Source organism: Mitsuaria sp. CC2, from assembly GCF_048957715.1.
Classification (GTDB): Bacteria; Pseudomonadota; Gammaproteobacteria; order Burkholderiales; family Burkholderiaceae_C; genus Roseateles.
The window spans coordinates 51587-73626 of the sequence record NZ_JARVXN010000038.1 but is presented as its reverse complement, the minus strand read 5'-3'; the positions used below and the strand labels follow the sequence as shown (position 1 = coordinate 73626).

21 protein-coding genes are annotated in these 22040 nt (G+C 69.0%); 10 read left to right on the top strand and 11 right to left on the bottom strand.

Features of this window, described 5'->3' with window-relative positions:
• Positions 1 to 39: 39 nt before the first annotated feature.
• The 5 genes from PV762_RS24695 to PV762_RS24675 form a co-directional block, all read right to left on the bottom strand.
• A complete protein-coding gene (locus PV762_RS24695) occupies positions 40 to 741 on the bottom strand; it encodes a biotin-independent malonate decarboxylase subunit gamma (RefSeq protein ID WP_421037646.1) in 702 nt (233 codons plus the stop codon).
• A gap of 129 nt (positions 742 to 870) precedes the next feature.
• The gene (locus PV762_RS24690) at positions 871 to 1797 is read right to left on the bottom strand and encodes a biotin-independent malonate decarboxylase subunit beta (RefSeq protein ID WP_421037645.1); all 927 of its coding nucleotides are present in this window, start codon (positions 1795 to 1797) and stop codon (positions 871 to 873) included.
• The gene (gene mdcC / locus PV762_RS24685) at positions 1794 to 2117 is read right to left on the bottom strand and encodes a malonate decarboxylase acyl carrier protein (protein ID WP_421037644.1); all 324 of its coding nucleotides are present in this window, start codon (positions 2115 to 2117) and stop codon (positions 1794 to 1796) included. The genes PV762_RS24690 and mdcC overlap by 4 nt, the downstream gene beginning before the upstream one ends.
• 52 nt (positions 2118 to 2169) lie before the next feature.
• Positions 2170 to 3849: a malonate decarboxylase subunit alpha gene (mdcA, locus tag PV762_RS24680; protein WP_421037643.1), complete on the bottom strand. Its 1680-nt coding sequence runs from the start codon at positions 3847 to 3849 to the stop codon at positions 2170 to 2172.
• A gap of 155 nt (positions 3850 to 4004) precedes the next feature.
• Positions 4005 to 4922: a LysR substrate-binding domain-containing protein gene (locus tag PV762_RS24675; protein ID WP_421037642.1), complete on the bottom strand. Its 918-nt coding sequence runs from the start codon at positions 4920 to 4922 to the stop codon at positions 4005 to 4007.
• A 277-nt stretch (positions 4923 to 5199) separates the two neighbouring features.
• Between PV762_RS24675 and PV762_RS24670 the strand changes: the two genes are divergently transcribed.
• Both PV762_RS24670 and PV762_RS24665 read left to right on the top strand, forming a co-directional pair.
• Positions 5200 to 6057 carry a hypothetical protein gene (locus PV762_RS24670; protein WP_421037641.1) on the top strand — a complete coding sequence of 286 codons (858 nt, stop codon included), beginning with the start codon at positions 5200 to 5202 and terminating at the stop codon, positions 6055 to 6057.
• Between the two features lies 1 nt (position 6058).
• On the top strand, positions 6059 to 6661 hold the full coding sequence (locus PV762_RS24665) for a DUF4411 family protein (protein ID WP_421037640.1): 603 nt from the start codon (positions 6059 to 6061) through the stop codon (positions 6659 to 6661).
• On the opposite strand, the gene PV762_RS24660 is transcribed toward PV762_RS24665, so the two are convergent.
• From PV762_RS24660 to PV762_RS24645, 4 genes are all read right to left on the bottom strand, one after another.
• Positions 6619 to 7482 carry a HEAT repeat domain-containing protein gene (locus tag PV762_RS24660; protein ID WP_421037639.1) on the bottom strand — a complete coding sequence of 288 codons (864 nt, stop codon included), beginning with the start codon at positions 7480 to 7482 and terminating at the stop codon, positions 6619 to 6621. The genes PV762_RS24665 and PV762_RS24660 overlap by 43 nt on opposite strands.
• 126 nt (positions 7483 to 7608) lie before the next feature.
• Positions 7609 to 8934, bottom strand: a complete 1326-nt coding sequence (locus tag PV762_RS24655; protein ID WP_421037638.1) for a nitrate/sulfonate/bicarbonate ABC transporter ATP-binding protein — start codon at positions 8932 to 8934, stop codon at positions 7609 to 7611.
• Between the two features lie 45 nt (positions 8935 to 8979).
• Positions 8980 to 10707: an ABC transporter permease gene (locus PV762_RS24650; protein WP_421037637.1), complete on the bottom strand. Its 1728-nt coding sequence runs from the start codon at positions 10705 to 10707 to the stop codon at positions 8980 to 8982.
• A 229-nt stretch (positions 10708 to 10936) separates the two neighbouring features.
• Entirely contained in the window at positions 10937 to 11836 is a 900-nt protein-coding gene (locus PV762_RS24645) for a LysR substrate-binding domain-containing protein (protein WP_421037636.1), read from the bottom strand.
• A 127-nt stretch (positions 11837 to 11963) separates the two neighbouring features.
• On the opposite strand from PV762_RS24645, the gene PV762_RS24640 reads away from it, so the two are divergent.
• From PV762_RS24640 to PV762_RS24610, 7 genes are all read left to right on the top strand, one after another.
• A complete protein-coding gene (locus tag PV762_RS24640; RefSeq protein WP_421037635.1) occupies positions 11964 to 13196 on the top strand; it encodes an alkaline phosphatase family protein in 1233 nt (410 codons plus the stop codon).
• Positions 13197 to 13392: 196 nt separating this feature from the next.
• Positions 13393 to 14277: a phosphonate ABC transporter substrate-binding protein gene (gene phnD / locus PV762_RS24635; protein ID WP_421037634.1), complete on the top strand. Its 885-nt coding sequence runs from the start codon at positions 13393 to 13395 to the stop codon at positions 14275 to 14277.
• On the top strand, positions 14274 to 15065 hold the full coding sequence (phnC, locus tag PV762_RS24630) for a phosphonate ABC transporter ATP-binding protein (RefSeq protein WP_421037633.1): 792 nt from the start codon (positions 14274 to 14276) through the stop codon (positions 15063 to 15065). Before phnD ends, phnC begins: the two co-directional genes overlap by 4 nt.
• Positions 15066 to 15070: 5 nt before the next feature.
• Positions 15071 to 15907 carry a phosphonate ABC transporter, permease protein PhnE gene (gene phnE, locus PV762_RS24625; protein ID WP_421037750.1) on the top strand — a complete coding sequence of 279 codons (837 nt, stop codon included), beginning with the start codon at positions 15071 to 15073 and terminating at the stop codon, positions 15905 to 15907.
• Between the two features lie 109 nt (positions 15908 to 16016).
• Entirely contained in the window at positions 16017 to 17120 is a 1104-nt protein-coding gene (psrA, locus tag PV762_RS24620; RefSeq protein WP_421037632.1) for an iron-containing alcohol dehydrogenase PsrA, read from the top strand.
• A complete protein-coding gene (gene phnX, locus PV762_RS24615; RefSeq protein WP_421037631.1) occupies positions 17117 to 17935 on the top strand; it encodes a phosphonoacetaldehyde hydrolase in 819 nt (272 codons plus the stop codon). The genes psrA and phnX overlap by 4 nt, the downstream gene beginning before the upstream one ends.
• Positions 17936 to 18180: 245 nt before the next feature.
• Entirely contained in the window at positions 18181 to 19092 is a 912-nt protein-coding gene (locus PV762_RS24610) for an NAD(P)-dependent oxidoreductase (RefSeq protein ID WP_421037749.1), read from the top strand.
• A 104-nt stretch (positions 19093 to 19196) separates the two neighbouring features.
• Here the strand turns inward: PV762_RS24610 and PV762_RS24605 are convergent, their stop codons facing one another.
• A complete protein-coding gene (locus PV762_RS24605) occupies positions 19197 to 20090 on the bottom strand; it encodes an aldo/keto reductase family oxidoreductase (RefSeq protein ID WP_421037630.1) in 894 nt (297 codons plus the stop codon).
• A 122-nt stretch (positions 20091 to 20212) separates the two neighbouring features.
• On the opposite strand from PV762_RS24605, the gene PV762_RS24600 reads away from it, so the two are divergent.
• Positions 20213 to 21148 (top strand): LysR family transcriptional regulator, encoded by a 936-nt coding sequence (locus PV762_RS24600; RefSeq protein WP_421037629.1) that lies wholly within the window; start codon positions 20213 to 20215, stop codon positions 21146 to 21148.
• A gap of 420 nt (positions 21149 to 21568) precedes the next feature.
• Here the strand turns inward: PV762_RS24600 and fur are convergent, their stop codons facing one another.
• On the bottom strand, positions 21569 to 22030 hold the full coding sequence (gene fur / locus PV762_RS24595; RefSeq protein ID WP_421037628.1) for a ferric iron uptake transcriptional regulator: 462 nt from the start codon (positions 22028 to 22030) through the stop codon (positions 21569 to 21571).
• Positions 22031 to 22040 lie beyond the last annotated feature (10 nt).

Here is a 22040-nt window from a genome sequence, read left to right as displayed (position 1 = left end):
TCCGGTTCAGGCGCGGTTCAGGCGCGGTCCAGCGCGGCGTCAGGCGGCGTCGAGCACGCGCTGCATCACGTCGGCCGCGAGCCGGCGTCCGCCGCGCGCCGCGCCGTCGATCGCGCGACGGTCCTCGGCGGGCGCGTCGGCCAGCGCCTGGCGCAGCGCGGCCTGCAGGTCGCCGGTCCAGAGTCGCCGCACGCCGCCCATCGCGACGTAGTTGTCGACGCCGGGCGCGAACACCGGGTTGGTCTCCGACAGCGCGGCGAGCATCTCCTCGGGCAGCTTCGTCACGCGCGACATCGCCGGGATGCGCATCACGCGGATCTCGGCCTCCGGCAACGCGTCGCAGGCGTCGGCGATCAGGCCCGAGGTGATGAAGCCGCCCGACAGCGCCTGGTCGTACACGAGCCCGAGCACGCGATGTCCGCGGCGCCGCGCCAGGTCGATCGTCATGCCCAGGTGCGCCATCGCGCGGTTGATGCCGAGCAGCTCATCGCGCCGCCGCAGTTGCTGCCCCTGCGTATCGATCAACAGCAGGATCGGTCGGCCCGGATGGCGGGTCAGGGTGTCCAGCACCACGCGCGCCTGCGCCAGCGCGAGCTTCACGCCGATCGGCGCGTGGTTCGTCGTGCCGACGAGGGTCAGCGGCTCGCCGTCGAGCTCGACCGTGCCGTGCAGGAAATCCCCGTCCAGCGTCAGGTCGACGTCGTCACCGAACAGCGTCGCGGTCAATGTCTTCCAGTCCATCTTCGGATCTCCTTCGAGGCTCGTCTTCGAGACTCTTCTGTTCGGCCGGTCAGCAGTTCAGTCGTTCAATCGTTCAGCCGTTCAGCCGTTCAGCCGCTCAGCCGTGCAGCCGTGCAGCCGTGCAGCCGCTCAGCCGTGCAGCCGCTTCACGGTCTGCGGCGCGGCAGCCAGCGTGCGCAAGGGCACGACCTCGGCGACCTCCAGGTCCGGCACCTGCGCGGCCTGCGCGACGCCGAGCCGGTTCCACAAGGCCTGCACGTCGTCGCCGGTGACTGCGGCGTCGAGCAGCGACAGCCGATGGGCGAGCAGGGCGTGCTCCGTCTCCAACGCGTCGATCGTGACGGCGCGCGATGTCGGCAGCGTGTCCATCGCCGCGATCGCCGCCTGGCGGAAGGCGGCGACGTCGTCCTCGACGAGCGCGTCGCAGTCGCCGCTCAGCCAGCGGTGCTTGCCGCCGGTGGTGCGCCAGACCAGCGCGCGATCGCGGGCGTCGAATTCCTCGACGCCGTTGGACGCCTCGATGACCTCGGGACCCGACATCGCGAGCCGGCCAAGATCGCTCATGACGACGAAGTCGGTGCACCTCGCGACGATGCCCATGCCGCCGAAGCAGCCGTTGGCCGCGCCGATCAGCGCGATGACCGGGATGCGGGCGTCGCGCACGTCCAGCACCGCGCGCATGACTTCGGAGACCGCGATGAGGCCCGCGTTGGCCTCGTGCAATCGCACGCCGCCGGAATCGAGCAGCAGCAGCACTGCGGCGGGCCGGTCGCGCAGCGCGCGGCGCAGCAGGCCGACGAGCTTCGCGCCGTGGACCTCGCCCACGCCGCCCCCCATGAACGCGCCTTCCTGCGCGGCCACGAAGATGGCCCGACCGTCGAGCACCGCACGCCCGACCGCGACGCCGTCATCGAAGGCCGACGGCACGCCGAGCTGCGCCAGATGCGGGCTCATCACGCGCTCCTGCGGCGGCAGCCATTCGTGGAAGCTGTCCGGATCGAGCAGCAACGCCAGCCGCTCGCGCGCCGAGCATTCCGCGTAAGAGAGCGCCGTCATGGCCGCAGCTCCTGCACGGCCTGGTCGAGCCGCAGGCTGACGACCGCCGGCGTGGCGCCCATGTCGTTGATGGACACGCGAACGCCGGCCAGGTCGTGACGACGGTGGAAGTCGTCGAGCACCGCCTGCCAGATCGGTGCGAAGCCGCGTGCGGAGGTCTGGACGCGGACAGCGCAGTCGCCGCCGGCCTCCGCTTCGAGCATCACCTCCAGGTTGCCGGAGCCGACGACGCCCACCAGCACCGGCGCAAAGCCGCTCAGCGCGTGGGAGCCGGCGAAGCGGAAGTCCAGGGTCTCGAGACCAGGCGGAACGGGCGTCATGGCATCTCTCTTGTGTTGTCTCGTGGTGGCTCTCGACAGGTGCTGCTGTGGCTCACCAGTTGCGGAAGCGCTTGGGCGGCCGGTACAGGCCGCCGGACGCGCGCACCAGGTCGCGCATGCCGCGCGCGGCGAGCAGGTTGCGCGTGGCGTGGCGCGGGTCGATGCCCAGGTCCTCGGGGCGCCTGATCACGCCGCGGTCGCGCAGGTTCTCCACGGCGCGGCGGTCACGTCCCAGTCCCACGGCGGTGTAGCCGGCGACGCCGCGGATCGCCTGCTCGCGTTCCTCGTCGCTGCGGCACAGCAGCAGGTTGGCGATGCCTTCTTCGGTCAGGACGTGCGTCACGTCGTCGCCGTAGATCATGATCGGCGGCAGGTCCATGCCGGCCTGGCGCTGCAGTTCCCAGGCGTCGAGGTGGTCGACGAACGCGGGCTGCATGTGCTCGCGGAAGGTCTCCACCATCTGCACCACCAGCTTGCGGCCGCGCGGCGTGGCGGCGGCGCCGCTCAGGTGCGAGCGCGCCTCCTCGCCCGCCTTCAGCCAGGCGGGGCTGGCGTGGCGGCGGCCGCGCGCGTCGGCGCCCATGTTGGGCGCGCCGCCGAAGCCGGCGATGCGGCCCAGCGTCGCCGTCGAGCTGTTGCCCATCAGGTCCATCTGCAGCGTCGAGCCGATGAACAGGTCGCAGGCGTAATGCCCGGCTGCCTGGCTGAATGCGCGATTGCTGCGCAGGCTGCCGTCGGGGCCGGTGAAGAAGACGTCGGAGCGGGCGCGGATGTAGTCCTCCATGCCGAGCTCGGAGCCGAACGAATGGATCGACTCAACCCAGCCCGCCTCGATCGCCGGGATCAGCGCCGGGTGCGGGTTCAGCGCCCAATGCCGGCAGATCTTTCCCTTCAGCCCGAGCGACTCGCCGTAGGTCGGCAGCAGCAGCTCGATCGCGGCGGTGTCGAAGCCGATGCCGTGGTTCAGGCGCTGCACGCCGTACTCGGCGTAGATGCCCTTGATGGCCATCATCGCCATCAGCACCTGGATCTCGCTGATCTGCGCGGGGTCGCGGGTGAACAGCGGTTCGATGACGTTGGGCGTCGGCGCGCGCACCACGAAGTCGATCCAGTCGGCGGGCACGTCGACGCGGGGCAGGGCGGTGCCTTCGGGCAGCAGCTCGTTGACCTGCGCGATGACGATGCCGCCGGAAAAGGCCGTCGCTTCGACGATCGCGGGCGTGTCCTCGGTGTTGGGACCGGTGTAGAGGTTGCCGTGGATGTCGGCGGCCTGCGCGGCGATCAGCGAGACCTTGGGCGTCAGGTCGACGAAGTAGCGCGCGAACAGCTCCAGGTAGGTGTGGATCGCGCCGATCTTCAGGCGGCCGGCGGACAGCAGCTTGGCGAGTCGCGCGCCCTGCGGGCCGGAGAAGCTGAAGTCGAGCAGCCCCGCGATGCCGCGTTCGAAGACGTCCAGGTGTTCGGGCAGCGCGAGCACGGACTGGACCATGTGCAGGTCGTGGACGCGTGCGGGGTCGAGGCGGACCAGCGCCTTGGCGAGGAAGTCGGCCTGCTTCTGGTTGTTGCCCTCCAGGCAGACGCGGTCGCCGGGCTTGAGCACGGCGTGGAGCAGGTCGACGATCGCGTCGGTCTCGACGTGTCGTCCCGCCAGTCGCGTGCCGAGCGCGTCGCGGGCCGCGGCGAGCCGGGCGGCGCGGTCGCGGGCCTTGGTGTCCATGGGGATGCGGTCCATGGAGACGGAAGTTACGGGCGGGGCGCCGCCCGATCAATCAACCGGCGCGCGGGACGATTACGGGGAACGGAATGGTTGGCGGCGGACGCAGCCCAAAGCGCGGCCGTGTTGGCGTGCGAGGGAAGGGGATACCCGAGGGGGATCGGTTTTCCGGCTCAATGTCCGCCGAGTTTCAGTGTGCGGCTGGCTGCCAGCAGCGCGAGCAGGTTGGGATCGCGCTCGCGGGTGCGCAGGAAACACAGCGCGATGGTCTGGCGCACGGCGGCGTAGCGGTCCTGGAGCGGGATGAGTCGGACGCTGGGCGGCAGCACGCCGCGCACGCGGCCGGGCAGCAGGGTGCAGCCGATGCCGCCGCCGACGAGGTTCATCAGCGAGAAGATGTCGTTGGTCTTCATGACGATCTGCGGCTCGAACCCGGCGATGCGGAACGCGTCGACGAAGCGGCTGTAGGTGACGAAGCCTTCCTGCAGGCTGACGAAGCGCTCCTCGGCGCAGTCGCGCAGGTCGATGCTGGCGAGTCCTGCATACGGCGACTGGGCGGGCGCGGCGAAGAAGACGTCGTCCTCGAACAGGGCGTGGGTTTCCAGTTCCGGCGCGGCGTCGGGCTGGCCCATGACGGCGGCGTCGATGGTGCCGTCGCGCAGGCGCTGGACGAGGTCGGCATTGGAGCCGAGGATGAGTTCAGCCTGAACGTCGGGCCTGCGCGCCTTGAGCGCCATGATCATGGACGGCACGGTGCCGCTGGTCAGCGAATACAGCGAGCCGATGCGGATGCGTTCGGCGCCGTAGCCGGCGATGGCGCGGGTGGCGCTGATGCCTTCGTCCATGCGCTGGAGGATCTCTCGGGCGACGTCGGCGAGCGCGTGGGCGGCGTCGGTGGGCTGCAGGTTGCGGCCTTCGAGCCGGAACAGCGCGCAGCGCGTGCCGGCTTCGAGCGAATGCAGCGCGCGGTGCACGCTGACGGCGCTCGTGCCCAGCCGCTCCGCGGCGCGCGCGAGGCTGCCGCTCTCCAGGAACGTGATCAGGATCTCGAGCTTGCGGAAGGTGATCTCTTCGCTGATGCGGGGGAGCATGGGGCGCGACGTCGGGAGTCGGAGAAGACATCCATTGTGCGTGCAGCGAATGCTGGCTACAGATTTGCGCAGGGGCGGATCGCCCGAGATCGCCTGACGGCGATCAACAGTCTCTGCGGCGAACGTCGCCAGGGCCGTCGTCACTGACTGATTCCAGGGATCAGGCATCGCTCAAATCAGGCATCCATGGAGGCCCGCCGACCTTCATCTGCCGTTGGTGTTGCGCCCGCATCTACCAACGAATTGAGGATCGCCTTGCGGGGCGAGGCGCAGTGCAATGAGCCTCATGCAACAAGCACATCTGAAGGGCCGGTCGCAGCGGGTGGCCCTCGAACACCTGGTCAACCCGCCGCGCCTGTATCTGGACCCGGAGACCCCGACACCGTGGCCACCCAGTCCGCGTTGCTGGGATTCCGTGATTCACCCGTTCGAAGTGCGTCAGGAGTGGTACCGGGACTACCTGATCGAACTCGGAGAGGATCCGCTCCCGTTCGTCGGCAGCGTGACGGTGAACGGCATCCCGCACATTGCGGCGGCGTCCATCGTCGCCTTCCTCGGGAGTCGCGGAAGGACCTGCCTCTGGCCCGAGCCGCGGAACCATCTCTTCGACGTTGTCGTCGACATGGCGGAGGCCGCCGGCATTCTCGTGATGACGAGCCCCTGGAGCATGGAGGGCGGCGCCGGTCCGTTCGGCGCGGAGGAGGTGCTTGGTCTTACCCTCACTCACGAGCTGGCGCCCGTGATCGTTCTCAACGAGCGGCAGGGGAAGGACGATCAACTCCTGACGCTCGCCAGGCACCTCGCCTTGGTGTGGCTCGGGCAGTCGGGTGTCAGTACTGCGGCGGCTCCGGTCCGCAGCGACGCAAGCATGCCGCGATTTTGCGACGCCGTTGCGAGGGAGGTCGTGGCCCGGCTTCATCGGCATGCTGCCGCGAACAAGCTGGTCGTCCCGTCGATGCCGCCCATCGATGGCTGGTTGGCCGTCGCCACGCGGTCAAGCCGCACGTTCACCCGCGCCCTGATCTGCAACACGGGCGGCACGTCGACGACCTTCATGTCGGCGTTCCGGATGCTGGGCATCAAGTCCACCGACGTGTTGGACGCGATCGGCCGATCCCTTGATCTGGAGGTGTGAGATGGCCTATCTGCTGGACGCGAACGTGTTCCTGGAAGCCCGGAAGACCTACTACGGCATGGACTTCTGTCCTGCCTTCTGGCGATGGCTGACGGTCAGCCAGGCGGATGGTCAAGTGTTCAGCGTTACCCAGGTACGCGACGAACTCACCGACGAGGTGATCGTGCCGTGGGTTGCCGCGCAGTCGCCAGGCTTCTGGCTCGACGCGGATGAGACGGTGGCCATGGCCATCCACACCGTCGTGGAATGGGTCAACAAGCAGGGCTTGCTGGATCCCGTGCTCTTTGAGTTCATGGACTCCGCGGACATGTACCTCGTGGTTCATGGGCTCGCGCGTGGTGACACGGTCGTGACTTTGGAAAAGTCGGCGCGGGGCTCGAAGAAGAAGATCAAGATCCCGGACGTCTGCGCAGCAGTCGGCGTGCGCTGCATCGAACCGCACGTGATGCTGCGCGAGCTCCAAGCCCGCTTCGTCCTCGGCCCGATTCACGAGCCCTACGAAGGTGCGAATCTCGCGAAGATCTCGAAGGACGAACCGCCGAGAACTGCGGCTGCGGACGTTCAGGAAGCGCTGCTGCGTTCGGTGCCCACCGGCACGGATTGATTCGAGCAGGCCGCCAGCGCTTCATCCAGGTGGGTCTGCCAGATCGCCGTCCACGACGGCGGCGCGGATCGGGACAGCGCCTGCAGTGGTTCGACGAGGCGCGGATCGGCGAGCGCTTCGGCTGCGTCCAGTTCGTACAGGTGGCACTCGGGCGTGAGCTGCGTGATCAGGACATCCACGATGTCGTGATCGCCGCGCCTTGCGAGCCCCACCAGCGCCTCGCCGCGGACATCCTCGTCGCTATCCCGCAGATTCAGGCGCAAGGCTTCGCGGATCTCCGGCGTGTCGTCGTCGCGCAGCGTACCCAGCCCGAAGGTGGCCCAGTCGCGCACCTCGGCGGACGTGTCCGACGCGAGCCGGATCAGGCCTTCGATCGCTTCCGGTTCCTCGTAGGAGCCGAGCGCCACGGCGACCTGCCATCGCATCTTGCTGTCCGCGTGCGTCGACAGGCGCAGCAATCCCTGGACGCTCGCCCCATGCGGCCGTTGCCCGAGTCCGGCGACGGCGGCGCGGACCACGTCGTGATGCGGATCGGACAGACCTCGCAGCAGGAGCTGCTGCGTCTGCTGCTCGGCGAAGAGGACATCGCGGCCATGTTCCCGCCGCATCAGCTGTGCGGCGATCGACATTCCGACCGCGCGTCGGCGGACGCGCGGGCTGTCGCTCAGCGTCTCGATGCGGGCCAGCAGCGCGGGAGATCCTCGTCGCTGCAGAACCTCGACCGCACGCCATCCCTCCTGCGCATGCCAATGCCGCAGCGCGTGGCGCAGCAGACGATCGACGCTGAAGGACTTCAACCGCTTGCGGGCAAGGCGTTTCATCGGCGTGGGACTCGAAGACGCGATGTCCGACTCTACCCACAACGCTCGGTCTCCCTTACCCCCTCTCCCGCTTGCGGGAGAGGGCAGGGGTGAGGGCCAGCGGCGGCGGCAGTGCGACAGCCTTCTTCAACGCGTCGCCGTTTCCTCATCCCCCGTCGGCAACCGCAGCGCCCCGGTGTTGTAGTCGTACTCGAACACCTCGCCGTGCCGCGCCCAGGTCACCGCCGTCTGCAGCACCGCATCCGCCTCGGCGTCGTCGAGGTGCTCGCTCAGCAGTCTCAGCACCGGCTTGTCCGGCATCTCCCCGCTGGGTTCCTGCTCCAGGCTGTGCCGGATGTGCGCGATCAGCGGCACATGCGCCATCAACTGCTGGCCGAAGAGATCGCGACGCAGCCCGTGCGCGCCTTCGACGTACCGTCGCCCCAGCGGCGTCAGCTGCAAATCCCCGCTGTCGAGTTGCGCCAGCCCCAGCAGGGCCAGCGCATGCGCCACCGGCAGCAACTCCGAGTCCGGCAACCCCGCCTCCTCGCACAGCTGCGGCAGGTCCGCGCGCCCGTCGAAGGGCGGCTCGGCGAGCAGCTCCAGCAGCCCGTCCATCCGCGCCACGTCCGCTGCCGGCAGGCGCTCCGCCAGCGGCGCGGGCCTCGCGGCAACATCGCTCGTGCCCGCGGCCCGCGGCGGCCGCGCCGCGCCGGCCGTCATCAGCGCATACACCTCGTCGATCAAGGCCCGCACATCCGCGCTCTCCGGATCCCTCGGCCGCGGCAGCTGCACCGCCAACTGGCATCGGATCCGACCCGGATCGCTCGCGAAGATCAGCACCCGATCGGCCATCATCACGGCCTCCTCGATGTTGTGCGACACCACCAGCATCGCCCGCGTCGGCATGTGTCCGCCGTCCCACAGCTCCAGGATGTCCTCCCTCAACCGTTCGCCGGTCAGTACGTCCAGCGCGGAGAACGCCTCGTCCATCAGCAGCACGTCCGGATCCGTCACCAGCGCCCGCGCGATGCCGACCCGCTGCCGCATCCCCCCCGACAGTTCCCGCGGCAGCGCTCCTTCGAAGCCGCTCAGGCCGATCAGCGCGATCGCCGCCTCCGCCTTGGCTTCGCGCTCGGCCTTGGCGACGCCGCGCGCCTCCAGCCCGATCTCGACGTTCTGCTGCACCGTCAGCCACGGGAACAGCGCGAACGACTGGAACACCATGCTGATGCCGCGCGCCGGCCCCGACAGCGGCTGCCCGCGATACCGCACCTGCCCCGCGTCGGCCGGCACCAGCCCGGCCATGATGCGCAGCAGCGTGCTCTTGCCCGAGCCCGACTGGCCCAGCAGAGCGACGATCTCGCCTTCGCGCAGGTTGAAGTCGACGTCCGCCAGCACGGGCCGCGGATGGCCGTCGGCCGAGCGGAAGCGCTTCCCGACGCCGTGGAGTTCGATGATGGATGCGGTCATGCCGGTCTCCTCACAGATCGCAGTTCACAGATCACAATGCACCGTTCACAGATGCATGCGGTCCTCCGCCAGCCGGTACAGGCGGCGCCAGACGAAGTGGTTCAAGCCCATCACGAAGATGCACATCACGCCGATGCCCAGCGCGATCCGCGGGAAGTCGCCGCGGGCGGTCATCTCCGCGATGTAGCTGCCCAGGCCGTGGGCCTTGAGCGTGGTGTCGCCCCAGGAGACGTACTCGGCCACGATGCTCGCGTTCCACGAGCCGCCGCTGGCGGTGATCGCTCCGGTGACGAAGCTGGGGAACACCGCCGGCAGCAGGTAGCGCCGCCACTTCAGCCATCCACTCAGGCCCAGGTTGCGGGCCGCATGGCGCAGCTCGGCGGGGATGTTGGACGCGCCCGCGATGACGTTGAACAGCAGGTACCACTGCGTGCCGAAGATCATCAGCGGCGACAGCCACACATCCGGGTTGAGCTTCCATCGCACGATCAGCACGACCACCACCGGGAACAGCAGGTTGGCCGGGAAGGCGGCAAGGAACTGCGCCACTGCCTGCAGCCGGCCGGACCAGCGCGGATTCATGCCGATCCAGATGCCGACGGGCACCCACACCAGCGCGGCCAGCGCGATCAGCACCAGCACGCGGACCAGCGTGATCAGGCCGAGCGTGAAGACATGGCCGGCCTCGGACCAGCCGACCTCGGTGTGAACGAAACGGGTCAGGTGGTAGAGCGCCACCATCACCGCCGCGGCCACCACCGCGTCCCAGGCGCGGGTCCAGGTCGCGCTGGCGATGCGCGGTCGGGCGCGGATCGAGGTGCCGTCGTGATGCCGGCGGAACCAGATCATGCTGCCTTCGAGCCGGTCCACCAGCCAGGCCGCCGAACGGCGCGTGAACGAGGTGCGGCGCAGCCAGTTCAGCATCCATGAGCTCGGCGCGGCGTCGGTGCCGCTGTCCTCGAAGCGGAACTTGTCCGCCCAGGCGACCAGCGGCCGGAACAGGAGCTGGTCGTAGAGCACGATGCCCACGAGCATCGCGACGATCGCCCAGCCGATGGCGCCCAGGTCGCGCGCCTCGATCGCCAGGGCGATGTAGGAGCCGACGCCGGGCAGCTTGATGCTCTGGTCGGAGACCGAGATCGCCTCCGAGGCGACCACGAAGAACCAGCCGCCGGACATCGACATCATCATGTTCCACAGCAGGCCGGGCATCGCGTAGGGCAGCTCCAGCCGCCAGAAACGCTGCCAGCCCGAGAGCTGGAACACGCGCGCGGCTTCGTCGAGTTCCGACGGCACGGTGCGCAGCGATTGATACAGGCTGAAGGCCATGTTCCAGGCCTGCGAGGTGAAGATCGCGAAGATCGCCGCGCATTCGACGCCCAGCAGATTGCCGGGGAACAGCGCGATGAAGCCGGTCACCGTGATCGACAGGAAACCCAGGATGGGAATGGACTGGAGGATGTCGAGCATCGGCACCAGCACCTTCTCGGCGGCGCGGACCTTGGCCGCGAGCACCGCGAAGACCGCGCTGAACAGCAGCGCCAGCACCATCGCCGCCAGCATGCGCAGGTTGGTGCGCAGCAGGTAGTAGGGCAGGTGGGACGGATCCAGCGACAGCGGCATCGGATCGCCCAGCGCGAACGGACGCGCCATCTGCGCGGCGCCGTAGGCCAGCAGCACCAGCAGCGCCAGCACCAGCGGCAGCAGCGCCCAGTCCCAGCGGTTGGTGCCCGCCTCGACGACAGGACGGGGGAAGAATTGGCGGCGGTCCATGAGCTTGCCTTTTTGTTCTGCATGGATTCCAGAGGACAGACGGCCTTGAGGCCCCCCGCGCGAAGGTGCGCAGGATGCCTGGGCCTCCCTTCAGAAACCTGTCCGGTTTCTGAGGGGAATCTGTCCTCGGGAGACCGCCCACCTGAGTCGGATGAGCGTCGGCCGCGAGGTCGCAGGGCCCTGGCGTCAAGCGCCAGAACCCCGCGACCTCCCGTCCCCCATCGTCGCCTTACTGCAGCGGATTTGCTGCCGAGGACTGCGGGACATTCTTGAGGCCCGTGGCAGTGTCGAAGAACGAGGTGAGCAGCAAGCTGTCACGACGCTCCTTGAGGCAGTAGAGGTGCGTCTCGGTGAAGGCCGGGTCGCCATCGATACGCACCGGTCGGAAACGGACGTCGGGAATGAATTCCGCCTCCGAGACGACCCCGATGCCGATGCCGCGCGCGGCTGCTTCCCGCAGCGCCTCGCGGCTGCCGATCTCCATCGCGACGCGCGGTGCGATGCCCGCCTGCCGCAGCGCCGATTCCAGCGCGCGCCGCGTGCTAGATCCGTCCTCGCGCTGCAGCAGCGGCTGGTTCTCCAGCGCCTGCAGCGGCACGCTCTCGTGCTTCGCGAACGGATGATCGAGATGCACGAACAGGATGATCGCGTGCCGCGCGTAAGCCATCGTCTCGAAGCCCGGAGCGTCATGGAATCGCGCCAGCACACCGACGTCGATCACGTAGTTCTCCAGGTCCCCGAACACCTGCGCCGAGTTGCCCAGCCGGATCGACACATCCACCTTCGGATAGCGCTGGCGGTAGGCGTCCACCATCTCGATGACGTGGAATGGGCCGACCGCGCCCAGCTTGAGTTGCCCGCGTGTCAGTTCGCCGCAGTCATGCAGCAGGTTGTAGGCCTCGACCTCGAGCGCGGCCAGTTGCCGCGCGATCGGCAGCAGCTGATGTCCGACGGAGGTCAGCTCGATGCGATGGCCGCGCCGGTGGAAGAGCTCCACCTTGTGCTGCTGCTCCAGCCCCTGCACCTGGGTCGTCAGCGTGGGCTGCGACAGCCCGAGCGCCCGCGCCGCGGCGCTGAAGCTGCCGTGGCGGGCGACGGCAAGGAAGGCGCGGAGCTTGGCGGCCGACATGGGTATAGAGGCTCTCGATGATTTCGTGCGGTTCCCGATATTGATTCGATCGAGTGACGGTCACGTGACGTTCCTACGCTGCAGGGGCTTTCTGTCCACAACCCGCTCGTTCGAGCCTGGAGCCCTCATGACCCTCCTCCCCTCCCTGAAACGCCAGACGGCCGCGTTGCGTGCACTGGGCGCCGCCCTGGCCCTGGCGGCGCTCGCCCCCGTCGCCGTCGCCCAGTCCGCGCCGTCGCCGCTGGCGTCGTTCACCCGCACGATCAACGCCGCGATCTCGGGCTACAACCGCGAGCACCTGACCGCCGTGACCCCGGAAGCCTGCGCCGCCGCGTGCGTGAACGATGCGCGCAAGTCCTGGTGCGTCAGCTTCGACTTCTACAAGAACGCCCAGCAGTGCGACCTCAGCGACAAGCGCGCCGCCGATGTCGGCGGCCTGAAGACCGACTACGCCGGCAATCCGTATGACCATTACTCGCTGATTCCCGGCCCGGGCGTGCCCAATCCCATCGTGGGCCCGAACGGTCGCAAGCATGTGCTCGTGGTCGGCATCGACGGGTTGCGCGGCGACGCGCTGTTCTGCGCCGGCTGCGTCGCGACGCCGGCGCTCAGCGCGCTCGCCGGTAGCGGCGCGTTCCACGGCAACGTGCTCGCGGGCGGCTCGCAGGCCACGCTCAGCGGCCCCGGCTGGGGCACGCTGTTCACCGGCTTCTGGGCCGACCAGCACGGCGTCACCAGCAACGACATCGCGTTGCCGCTGAAGAAGCCGCACCTGTTCGACCGCATCAAGACGGCCTATCCGACGGCCACCGTGGCGGTCGTCGGCGACTGGGCCAACATCACCGGCAACCTGAAGCCGGCGGGCGCCGACTTCGTGGTTGCGAATGCGGCCAAGAACTCGCAGCAGGCCACCAACGCCGTCAAGGGCTGGCTGTCCTGGACGAATCCGCCGACGGCGATCTTCTATTACCTGCACAACGTGGACATCCACGCCGCCAGCTACGACCCGTTCAACGCGTACTACCAGTCCAAGATCGCGGGGGAGGACGCGCAGATCCAGCAGGTGCTGGATGCGCTCGCGGCGCGGCCGACCTATGCCGCGGAGGAGTGGCTGATCGTCGTCGTCTCCGACCACGGCGGCACGGGCACCGGCCACGGCGGACAGAGCGCCGGCGAACGCGATGCGACGCTGATCCTCACCAACAGCTACCGCAATCCGACGAAGCCGGCCTACTGCCAGGGCGACCTGACCGGCACGACGCTGCCGCAGACCGGCGCGCTGACGCCGCACGTGCTCGACTTCCTGGGCCTGCCCAACGATACGGCGGGAACGAAGCACCCGGCCTGCGGCCAGCACTGACCCGTCGTTGAGTCGCCACGCGCCATCGAGCGTGGCGGCGGCTCGCGGCAGGAGGCCTGCGGACGGCGTCAGGCCTCCGTGGCATCCATAGATCACCTCAATGGTTCGGTCATGAATTCAACATGGCATCGATGGATGTCCTGTCATGTGGGATTCATAGAGTGGCGGCATCCGCTCACCACCCCTGGATGCCCACATGTCCCCAGCCCGCTCCTCCGTTCTCCGCCGCGCTGTCCTGGCCGCTGCCGTCGCTGTCGCGACGGGGCTGCCGGCCGTGTCTTCCGCCCAGCAGCAGACGCTGACGATCGGGCTGATCCCGGCCGAGGATTCGCAGGCGATGATCGAGTCCAGCCGCCAGGTGCTGGACGCGCTGCAGCAGCAGCTCGGCATCACGGTGAAACCCTTCGTGGCCACCGACTACAACGGCGTCATCGAGGCGCTGCGCTCGAAGAAGCTGGACGTGGCCTACCTCGGTCCGTTCTCGTACGTGCTGGCCAGCTCGGTCGCGAACGTCGAGGCCTTCGCGGTCGCGGTCACCAGGAAGACCGGCCAGAGCGCCTACAAGAGCGTGATCCTGGCCCGCAAGGACAGCGGCGTTCACACGGTCGCCGAGCTGAAGGGAAAGAACTTCGCCTTCGTCGACCCGAGTTCCGCCTCCGGCCACCTGTTCCCGAAGGCCGGACTGCAGCAGGCGGGCTACGACCCGGACGCGCTGTTCGGCCGCGTGCTGTTCTCCGGCTCGCATGACGCCAGCATCCTGGCGGTCGCCAACAAGAAGGTCGACGCGGCCGCCGTCGCCGACCGCATCTTCGCCAGCGCCGTCGCCAAGGGCACGGTGAAGCAGGACGACTTCGTCGTGCTGTGGTCGTCCAGGCCCATCCCCGAATCGCCGATGGTCTGGCGCAAGGACCTCGATCCCGCGCTGAAGGACAAGCTGGCCAAGGCGCTGGCCAACCTGAAGGACGTGAAATGGGGCGACCAGGGCATGCTCAACGGCTTCCAGCCCACCAATGACGCCGCCTACGACGTCGTGCGCGACACGGCCAAGGTGCTCAAGCTCGACCTGCGGAGCATGAAGTGATCACGCTGCGCGGCGTCACCAAGCGCTTCGGCGACAACGCCGTGCTGCGCGGCGTGGACCTCGACGCGAAGGCCGGCGAGTTCCTCGTCGTGCTGGGCCCGTCGGGCGCGGGCAAGTCCACGCTGTTGCGCTGCATGAACCGGCTGGCGCAGCCGGACGCCGGCGCGATGACGATCGCGGGCCTGGACGCGATGTCCGCCTCGCGCGCCGTCGACGTCCGCGAGCTGCGACGCCGCGTCGCGATGGTGTTCCAGCATCACCACGTGGTGCCGCGCCTGAGCGTGGTGAAGAACGTGCTGACGGGCCGGCTCGGCGCGGTGTCGACCTGGAGCTCGGTGCTGCAGCTGTTCCGCGCCGCGGACGTGGCGCTGGCGCTGGAATGCCTGGACCGCGTGGGCCTCGCGCACAAGGCGCAGGAGCGCACCGACTCGCTCTCCGGCGGCCAGATGCAGCGCGTGGGCATCGCGCGCGCGCTGGCGCAGCGCCCGCAGGTGATCCTGGCGGACGAGCCGGTCGCGAGCCTGGATCCGCACACCGCGCGCCAGGCGCTCGGTTATCTGAAGCAGGCCTGCCGCGAGCTCGGCATCACCGTCGTCTGCAACCTGCACCAGGTCGACTACGCGAAGGAATTCGGCGACCGCATCGTCGGCCTGTCGCAAGGGCGGGTGTTGTTCGACCGGTTGCCCGGCGAACTCTCCGATGCGGAGCTTCATGAGCTCTACGCCGGCCATGCCGGGCTGCAGCTCATCGAGCCCGTGGCGCTGGAAGACGAAAGGAAAACCGCATGACGACGATGAATGCCGTCGACCGCGCCGCCGCCGGTCGCTATCGCTGGCTGGTCGGCCTGCCCACGACGCCGGGCGGCTGGACGAAGCTGCTCGCCGCGATGGTGCTGGGCCTGTGGGCGCTGCAGTGGAGCGCCAGCGGCGCGCAGCTGAGCCCGTCGGAGCTCGCGAACGGCCTGCCGCAGATCGCCGACTTCCTGGGCCGCACGTGGCCGCCGGACTGGCGCATCCTCGACCGGCTGTGGGCGCCGGCGCTGGAGACGATCCAGATCGCCGTGTGGGGCACGCTGCTGGGCGCGGTCGCCGCGGTGCCGGTGTCCTTCCTCGCGGCGCGCAACCTGCAGGGGCCGCGCTGGCTGTACCAGCTCACGCGGCAGGGCCTGAACGTGACGCGCAGCATCAACGAACTGATCCTGGCGCTGGTCTTCGTGTCGGCGGTGGGACTGGGGCCGTTCCCCGGCGTGCTGGCGCTCGCGGTGCACGGCGCGGGGATGCTGGGCAAGTTCTTCGCCGAGGCGATCGAGGAGATCGACCAGGGCCCGCTCGAGGCGCTGCGCGCCACCGGCGCCCGGCCGCTGCAGGTGATCGTCTTCGGCGTGCTGCCGCAGGTGGTGACCGCGTGGATCGCCGTCGTGCTGTACCGCTTCGAGGTCAACCTGCGCTCGGCGACGGTGCTCGGCATGGTCGGCGCGGGCGGGCTGGGTTTCGAGCTCGTGGGCAGCCTCAAGCTGTTCAAGTACCCCGAGACCGCGACCTGCATCATCGTGATCACCGTGATGGTGGTCGCCGCGGACTTCGTGTCGAGCCAGTTGCGCCGAGCCATCCAGGACAGCGGCCGGCACTGATCCCGGCGGTGCGCCGGCAACGAGAACCCGACGAGAACCCGACGAGTACCCGACGAGTACGCGACGAGTAACCAACGAGCACCCAACGAGAGACGACGAGGACAACGACGTGAAGGTCTGGAAGTTTCACAACCCGGTCGACGTGCGGGCCGGGATCGGCGCGCTGGAGCTGCTGCCCGGCCTGGTCGGCGGGCGCGATGCGCTGCTGATCGCCTTTCCCGAGGCGGAGCCGCTGGGGCTGGTCGGGCGGGTGAGGGCGATGCTGGGCGACCGCCTGGTGGCGGTGGAGACCGACATTTCCCCGAATCCCGATGTCCGCTGGCTCGCGCCGCTGTACGAGCGCCTGTGGCGCGACCACGGCAGCGCGCGTTGCGTGATCGCGCTGGGCGGCGGCAGCAGCATCGACGCGGCGAAGGCGATGCTCACCGCCACACCGTCGGGCCGCTTTGACGAACTGCTCGATCACCTGGTCGATCCGAAGGCGGCGCCGCTGCCGGTGGACGGTCCGCATCGCGCGCTGATCGCGATCCCGACGACCGCCGGCACCGGCAGCGAGGTCACGCCGTGGGCCACGCTGTGGGATGCCGGGCGCTCGCGCAAGCATTCGCTGCACCTGCCGTGGACCTGGCCGGAAGCCGCGATCGTCGACCCGTCGCTGATGGTCAGCCTGCCCGCGGGCGCCACGCTGGCCAGCGGCCTGGACGCGCTGTCCCATGCGCTGGAATCGCTGTGGAACGTGCACCGCAATCCGGTGTCGGCCAGCCTCGCGGCGAGCGCCGCGCGCGCCATCGTCGCCACGCTGCCCGCGCTGCTGCGGGAGCCGCGCCGCCTGGACCTGCGTGAGGCGCTGGCGGTCGCCGCGCTGCAGGCGGGCATGGCCTTCTCCAACACGAAGACGGCACTGGCCCACTCGCTGTCCTACGACATCACGCTGACGCACGGCACCGCGCACGGCATCGCGTGTTCGTTCAGCCTGCCACGCGTGATGCGGCTGGCCTTCGGCCGCGACGCGGCGCTGGATGCGCAGCTGCTGGCGATCTTCGACGCGGCCGACGCCGACGGCGCGGTCACCGCGCTGGAACGCTTCCTCGCCGCGCTCGGCGTCTCCACCGATCCCGCCGACTACGGCATCGCGCCCGCCGACTGGGACGCGCGCGTCGAACAGGCGCTGCGCGGTCCGCGCGGCCGCAACTTCATCAAGGCCTACGCATGAACACGCTTTATCCCCATCTCCAGGCAGTCATCTTCGACTGGGCCGGCACGCTGGTCGACCACGGCTCGCTGGCGCCGACGCAGATCTTCGTCGACGCGTTCGCTACCTTCGGCATCACGCTGACGCTGGCCGAGGCGCGCGGGCCGATGGGCCTGTCCAAGCGCGATCACATCCGCACGCTGCTCGACGACGCCTCGCTGCAGGCGCAATGGCAGGCGCGCTTCGGCCGCCCGTCGACCGCGTCCGACATCGACGCGATCTACGAGCGCTTCATGCCGATGCAGATCGAGAAGGTGGGGCGCTACTCGCAGCCGATTCCCGGTGCGGTCGAGATGCTGGCCGCGCTGCGCCGCGCGGGGCTGAAGATCGGTTCCTGCTCGGGCTATCCGCGCCAGGTGCTGGACGTGCTGCTGCCACAGGCGTTGGCCGATGGCATCGTGGCGGATCACGTCGTCGCCGGCGACGAGTTGGCCGCGGGGGGGCGACCGGGCCCCTTCATGGCGTTGGCGAACGTGCTGGCGCTGGGCATCGGCGATGTGCGCGCCTGCGTGAAGGTCGACGACACGACGCCGGGCATCGAGGAAGGCCGCCGCGCCGGCATGTGGACCGTCGGGTTGAGCCTGTCGGGCAATGAGACGGGCCTGACGCTGGAACAGCTCCAGGCGCTGCCGGATGCCGAGGTCGCCGCGAAGCGCGCTGCCGCCACGCAGCGACTGACTGCCTCGGGCGCGCATCTGGTGATCGATTCGGTCGCGCAGCTGCCGAAGGCGCTGGCGGAGATCGACGCACGGATGTCGCGCGGCGAACGGCCCTGAACGGCGCTGAGCGATCCCGGATGGTCCGATGCGTGCCGATCCGACAAGAGTTCAACCCATGCGCATCTCCCGAGGTGATTCAGGACGCCATGCCGACGTGCGAAACGCGTCCGCGCTCGGAGGTTTGCGTGGAGGCGCGCTCCTATCATCGACGGCGAACTCCCTGACTCCCTGAGGTCGCCGTGTCCGCCAACCCTTCGTCCGCCAGCCCCTCGTCCGGTGCTCCCCGCCGACTCCTCGTCCTGATGCCGACGGCGGAAGCGCATCTGTCGCAGTTCCGCGCGCGTTATGACGTGATCTACGCGCCGACGCCCGAAACCCGCGCGAAGGCGGTCGCCGCGCACGGCGCCGACATCGAGATCGTCCTCACCATCGGCGCCGTCGGCCTTCGCGCCGACGAGATGGAAGCGATGCCGAAGCTGCGCGTCGCCGCCGCTCAAGGCGCGGGCTACGAGGCCATCGACCTCGCCGCCGCCAAGGCGCGCGGCCTCACGCTGTGGAACGGCGCGGGCACCAACGATTCGTGCGTCGCCGATCATGCGATGGCGCTGCTGCTCGCTTCCGTGCGCGCCCTGCCGCAGCAGGAGCAGGCATTGCGCGCCGGGCTCTGGCGCGACGCGCTGCCGCTGCGCCCCAGCGTCAACGGGCGCAAGCTGGGCATCCTCGGCATGGGCACGATCGGACTGCGCATCGCCAGACGCGCCCTGGCCTTCGACATGGAGGTCGGTTATCACAACCGCCGCGAGCGCAACGACTCGCAGGGCTGCCAGTACTTCGGCTCTGCGCTCGACCTGGCGCACTGGGCGGACTTCTTCATCGTCGCCGCGCCGGGCGGCCCGACCACCAGACACATCGTCAACGCCGAGGTCCTGAAGGCGCTCGGCCCGCAGGGCCACGTCGTCAACATCGCCCGCGGCAGCCTGATCGACACGGCGGCGCTGGCCGCGGCCCTGGCGGCCGGCGAACTCGGCGGCGCCGCGCTCGACGTCTACGAATCCGAGCCCAAGCCGCCGGAGGCGCTGCTCGGTTTCCCGAACGTGATCCTCACGCCGCACATCGCGGGCTGGTCGCCCGAGTCCGTGCAGGCCACTGTCGACCTGTTCCTCGAGAACGCCCGGCGTTGGGAAGCGAATGAGCCGGTACTGACTCCGCTCTGAGCAGACGTGAACGCTCCGGTCTCTGTGGGGCCGGAGTACTGCTTGGGGTTCGCGGACGCGATGCCCCATGCGGTGCGGAGAGCCCGCGCTTGGCGATGGCAGTCTCAGTGGCCGCTGGCGGGGCTCATCGCATCGAGCCGGCGGACGGCGTCGGCGGGCAGCGTCAGTGCGGCCGCCTGCAGGTTCTGCCGCAGATGATCGACCGACGACGTGCCCGGGATGAGCACCAGGTTCGGCGAGCGCTGCAGCAGCCAGGCGAGCGCCACTTGCATGGCTGTCGCGCCCAGCTCGGTCGCGACTGTCGACAGCGAGTCCGACTGCAGCGGCGAGAAGCCGCCGAGCGGGAAGAACGGGACGAAGGCGATGCCGTCTCCAGCCAACTGGTCGAGCAATGCATCATCGTTGCGATGCGCGAGGTTGTACTGGTTCTGCACGCAGACGATGTCGACGATCTTGCGCGCATCGGCCACCTGACGCGACGTCACATTGCTCAGGCCGATGTGGCGGATCAGACCTGACGCCTGCAGCTTCGCCAGCGCGGTCAGCTGAGGTTCCAGCGAGCCTTCCGCCGGGCCGTGCACGTCGATCATGCTGCGCAGGTTCACCACGTCGAGCACGTCCAGACCGAGGTTCCGGAGGTTGTCGTGGACCTGCTGCGTCAGCGCTTCGGCCGACTGCGCGGGTTGCCAGGAGGCGTCCTCGCCGCGCCGGGCACCGACCTTGGTGACGATCGTCAGGCCGTCGCGGTACGGGTGGAGCGCTTCGCGAATGATCTGGTTGGTGACGTGCGGCCCGTAGAAATCGCTGGTGTCGATGTGATCGACGCCGAGCGCGACGGCTTCTCGCAGCACGGCGACGGCGGCGGCGCGGTCCTTCGGCGGCCCGAAGACCCCGGGTCCGGCCAGTTGCATCGCGCCGTAGCCGATGCGGGTCACCGTGCGGCTGCCCAGCTTGAACGTGCCGGCCTGCGCAAGGGGGCGGGGGGAAGTGCTGCTCATGGGATGTCCTTCAAGTTGAATTCTGGGAGGTCGGCGACGTCGTGGAAGGACTGTAGGCAACGGTCGGTCGTACGATAAGGGGATCGAATCCGCACGGGCTGTGCGAAATCAAGGACAGTGAGATGGAATTGGGCGATCTGTCGGCGTTCCTTGCCGTGGCGCGATCCGGCGGCTTCCGGGAGGCTTCTCGGCAGTCGGGCATGAGCCCGTCAGGACTGAGCGAGGCGGTGCGGCGGCTGGAGACGAAGCTCGGCGTCCGGCTGCTGCATCGGAGCACCCGCAGCGTCGCGCCGACGGAGGCCGGTGCGCGCCTGCTGGACCGACTCGGACCGGCACTGGGCGAGGTCGAGGCGGCGCTGGACGTCGTCAACGGTTTCCGCGAGCGGCCGGCCGGTACTCTGCGGCTCAATGTGTCGGCGAGTGCCGCGCGGCTCGTGCTGCCCAAGATCGTCCCGGCATTCCTGAAGGCGTATCCGGACATCAAGCTCGACATCACCGTCGAGGAGAGCTTCGTCGACGTGCTCGCCGCCGGCTGCGACGCCGGCATCCGCTATGAGGAGCGGCTGGAGCAGGACATGATCGCGGTGCCCATCGGCCCGCGGACGCAGCGCGTGGCCACGGCGGCGTCGCCGGCCTACCTCGCCGAGCACGGCCAGCCGGCACATCCGCGTGACCTGCTCGCCCACCGCTGCCTGAGAGGCCGCTTCCCGAGCGGAACGATGCCCGCCTACGAATTCCAGCGCGAAGGCGAAGTCGTCACCGTCGATCCCGACGGTCCGATGATCGTGCGCCTGGGCGGCGGCCTGGACCTGGCGATCGACGTGGCGGTCGCGGGTGGCGGCGTCATCCAGACCTTCGAGGATTGGGTGCGACCGCAGCTCGACAGCGGCGCGCTTGTGCCGGTACTCGAGGACTGGTGGGTGTCCTTCAGCGGTCCGTTCCTCTACTACCCAGGCCGGCGCTACCTGCCCGCGCCGTTGCGCGCCTTCGTCGACTTCGTGAAGGACGGACAGGCGGCACAGGACGGAAGGAGCGGACAAAAAAAGTCCGCCGCTTGAGCAACGTCCAGGACCGGGGTCAGGCGTTGCTCAAGTCGAGCGGACAAAAGCGTTGAGAACTGAAAGGCACTGAAAACAAAGGTCCCCTCGGGAGGGGACCCTGGCTCCGCGAACGGAACACTGGAGGCGAAGGGTTCGCCAGGCTGAGCTAAGCTCTCAACCCAGCAAGCCCGTCGCCAGTCCGAGGCAGGACATGACGCCGATGCAGACCACCCAGGCATCCGCGTTGTTCAACGAAGACCAGACCGTTTGCTTGAGCATCTGCATGACCATCTCCTGCTGCAGCCGGGTTGGCTGCGATGGAGTGAAATATACTGTATGCCCATACAGTGATCAACAGGGAAGCGCCGGATTGTGCGCGTCCCGCCACGGTCTTCCGACCCGCCCCCGTCGGATTCAGCGATTGCTTCAACGGTTGCTTCAACGGTTGCGTTTGGCCCGGCATTCCGGGTTCGAGCACAGCCCGTACAGCGCGAGCGCGTGCTCGACCAGTTCGTAGCCCCGCTCCTCGGCGATCTCGCGCTGGCGCTGCTCGATGCCGGCGTCGTAGAACTCCTCCACCCGGCCGCAGGCCAGGCACACCATGTGGTCATGGTGCTGCGCGGAATTGAGCTCGAACACGGCCTTGCCGGATTCGAAGTGCTGGCGCGCCAGCAGGCCCGCCTCGACGAACTGCATCAGCACCCGGTACACCGTCGCCAGGCCGATGTCCGCGCCGTCCAGCAGCAACTGGCGGTAGACGTCCTCGGCGCTGAGGTGGCGCTGGTCCGACTGCTCGAAGATCTGCAGCACCTTGATGCGGGGCAGCGTGGCCTTCAGGCCGCTGGACTGCAGGCTCTCGATCTGGTGCTTGGGGGAGTCGGGCTTGTTCGAATCAGGCATGTGCGGTGAG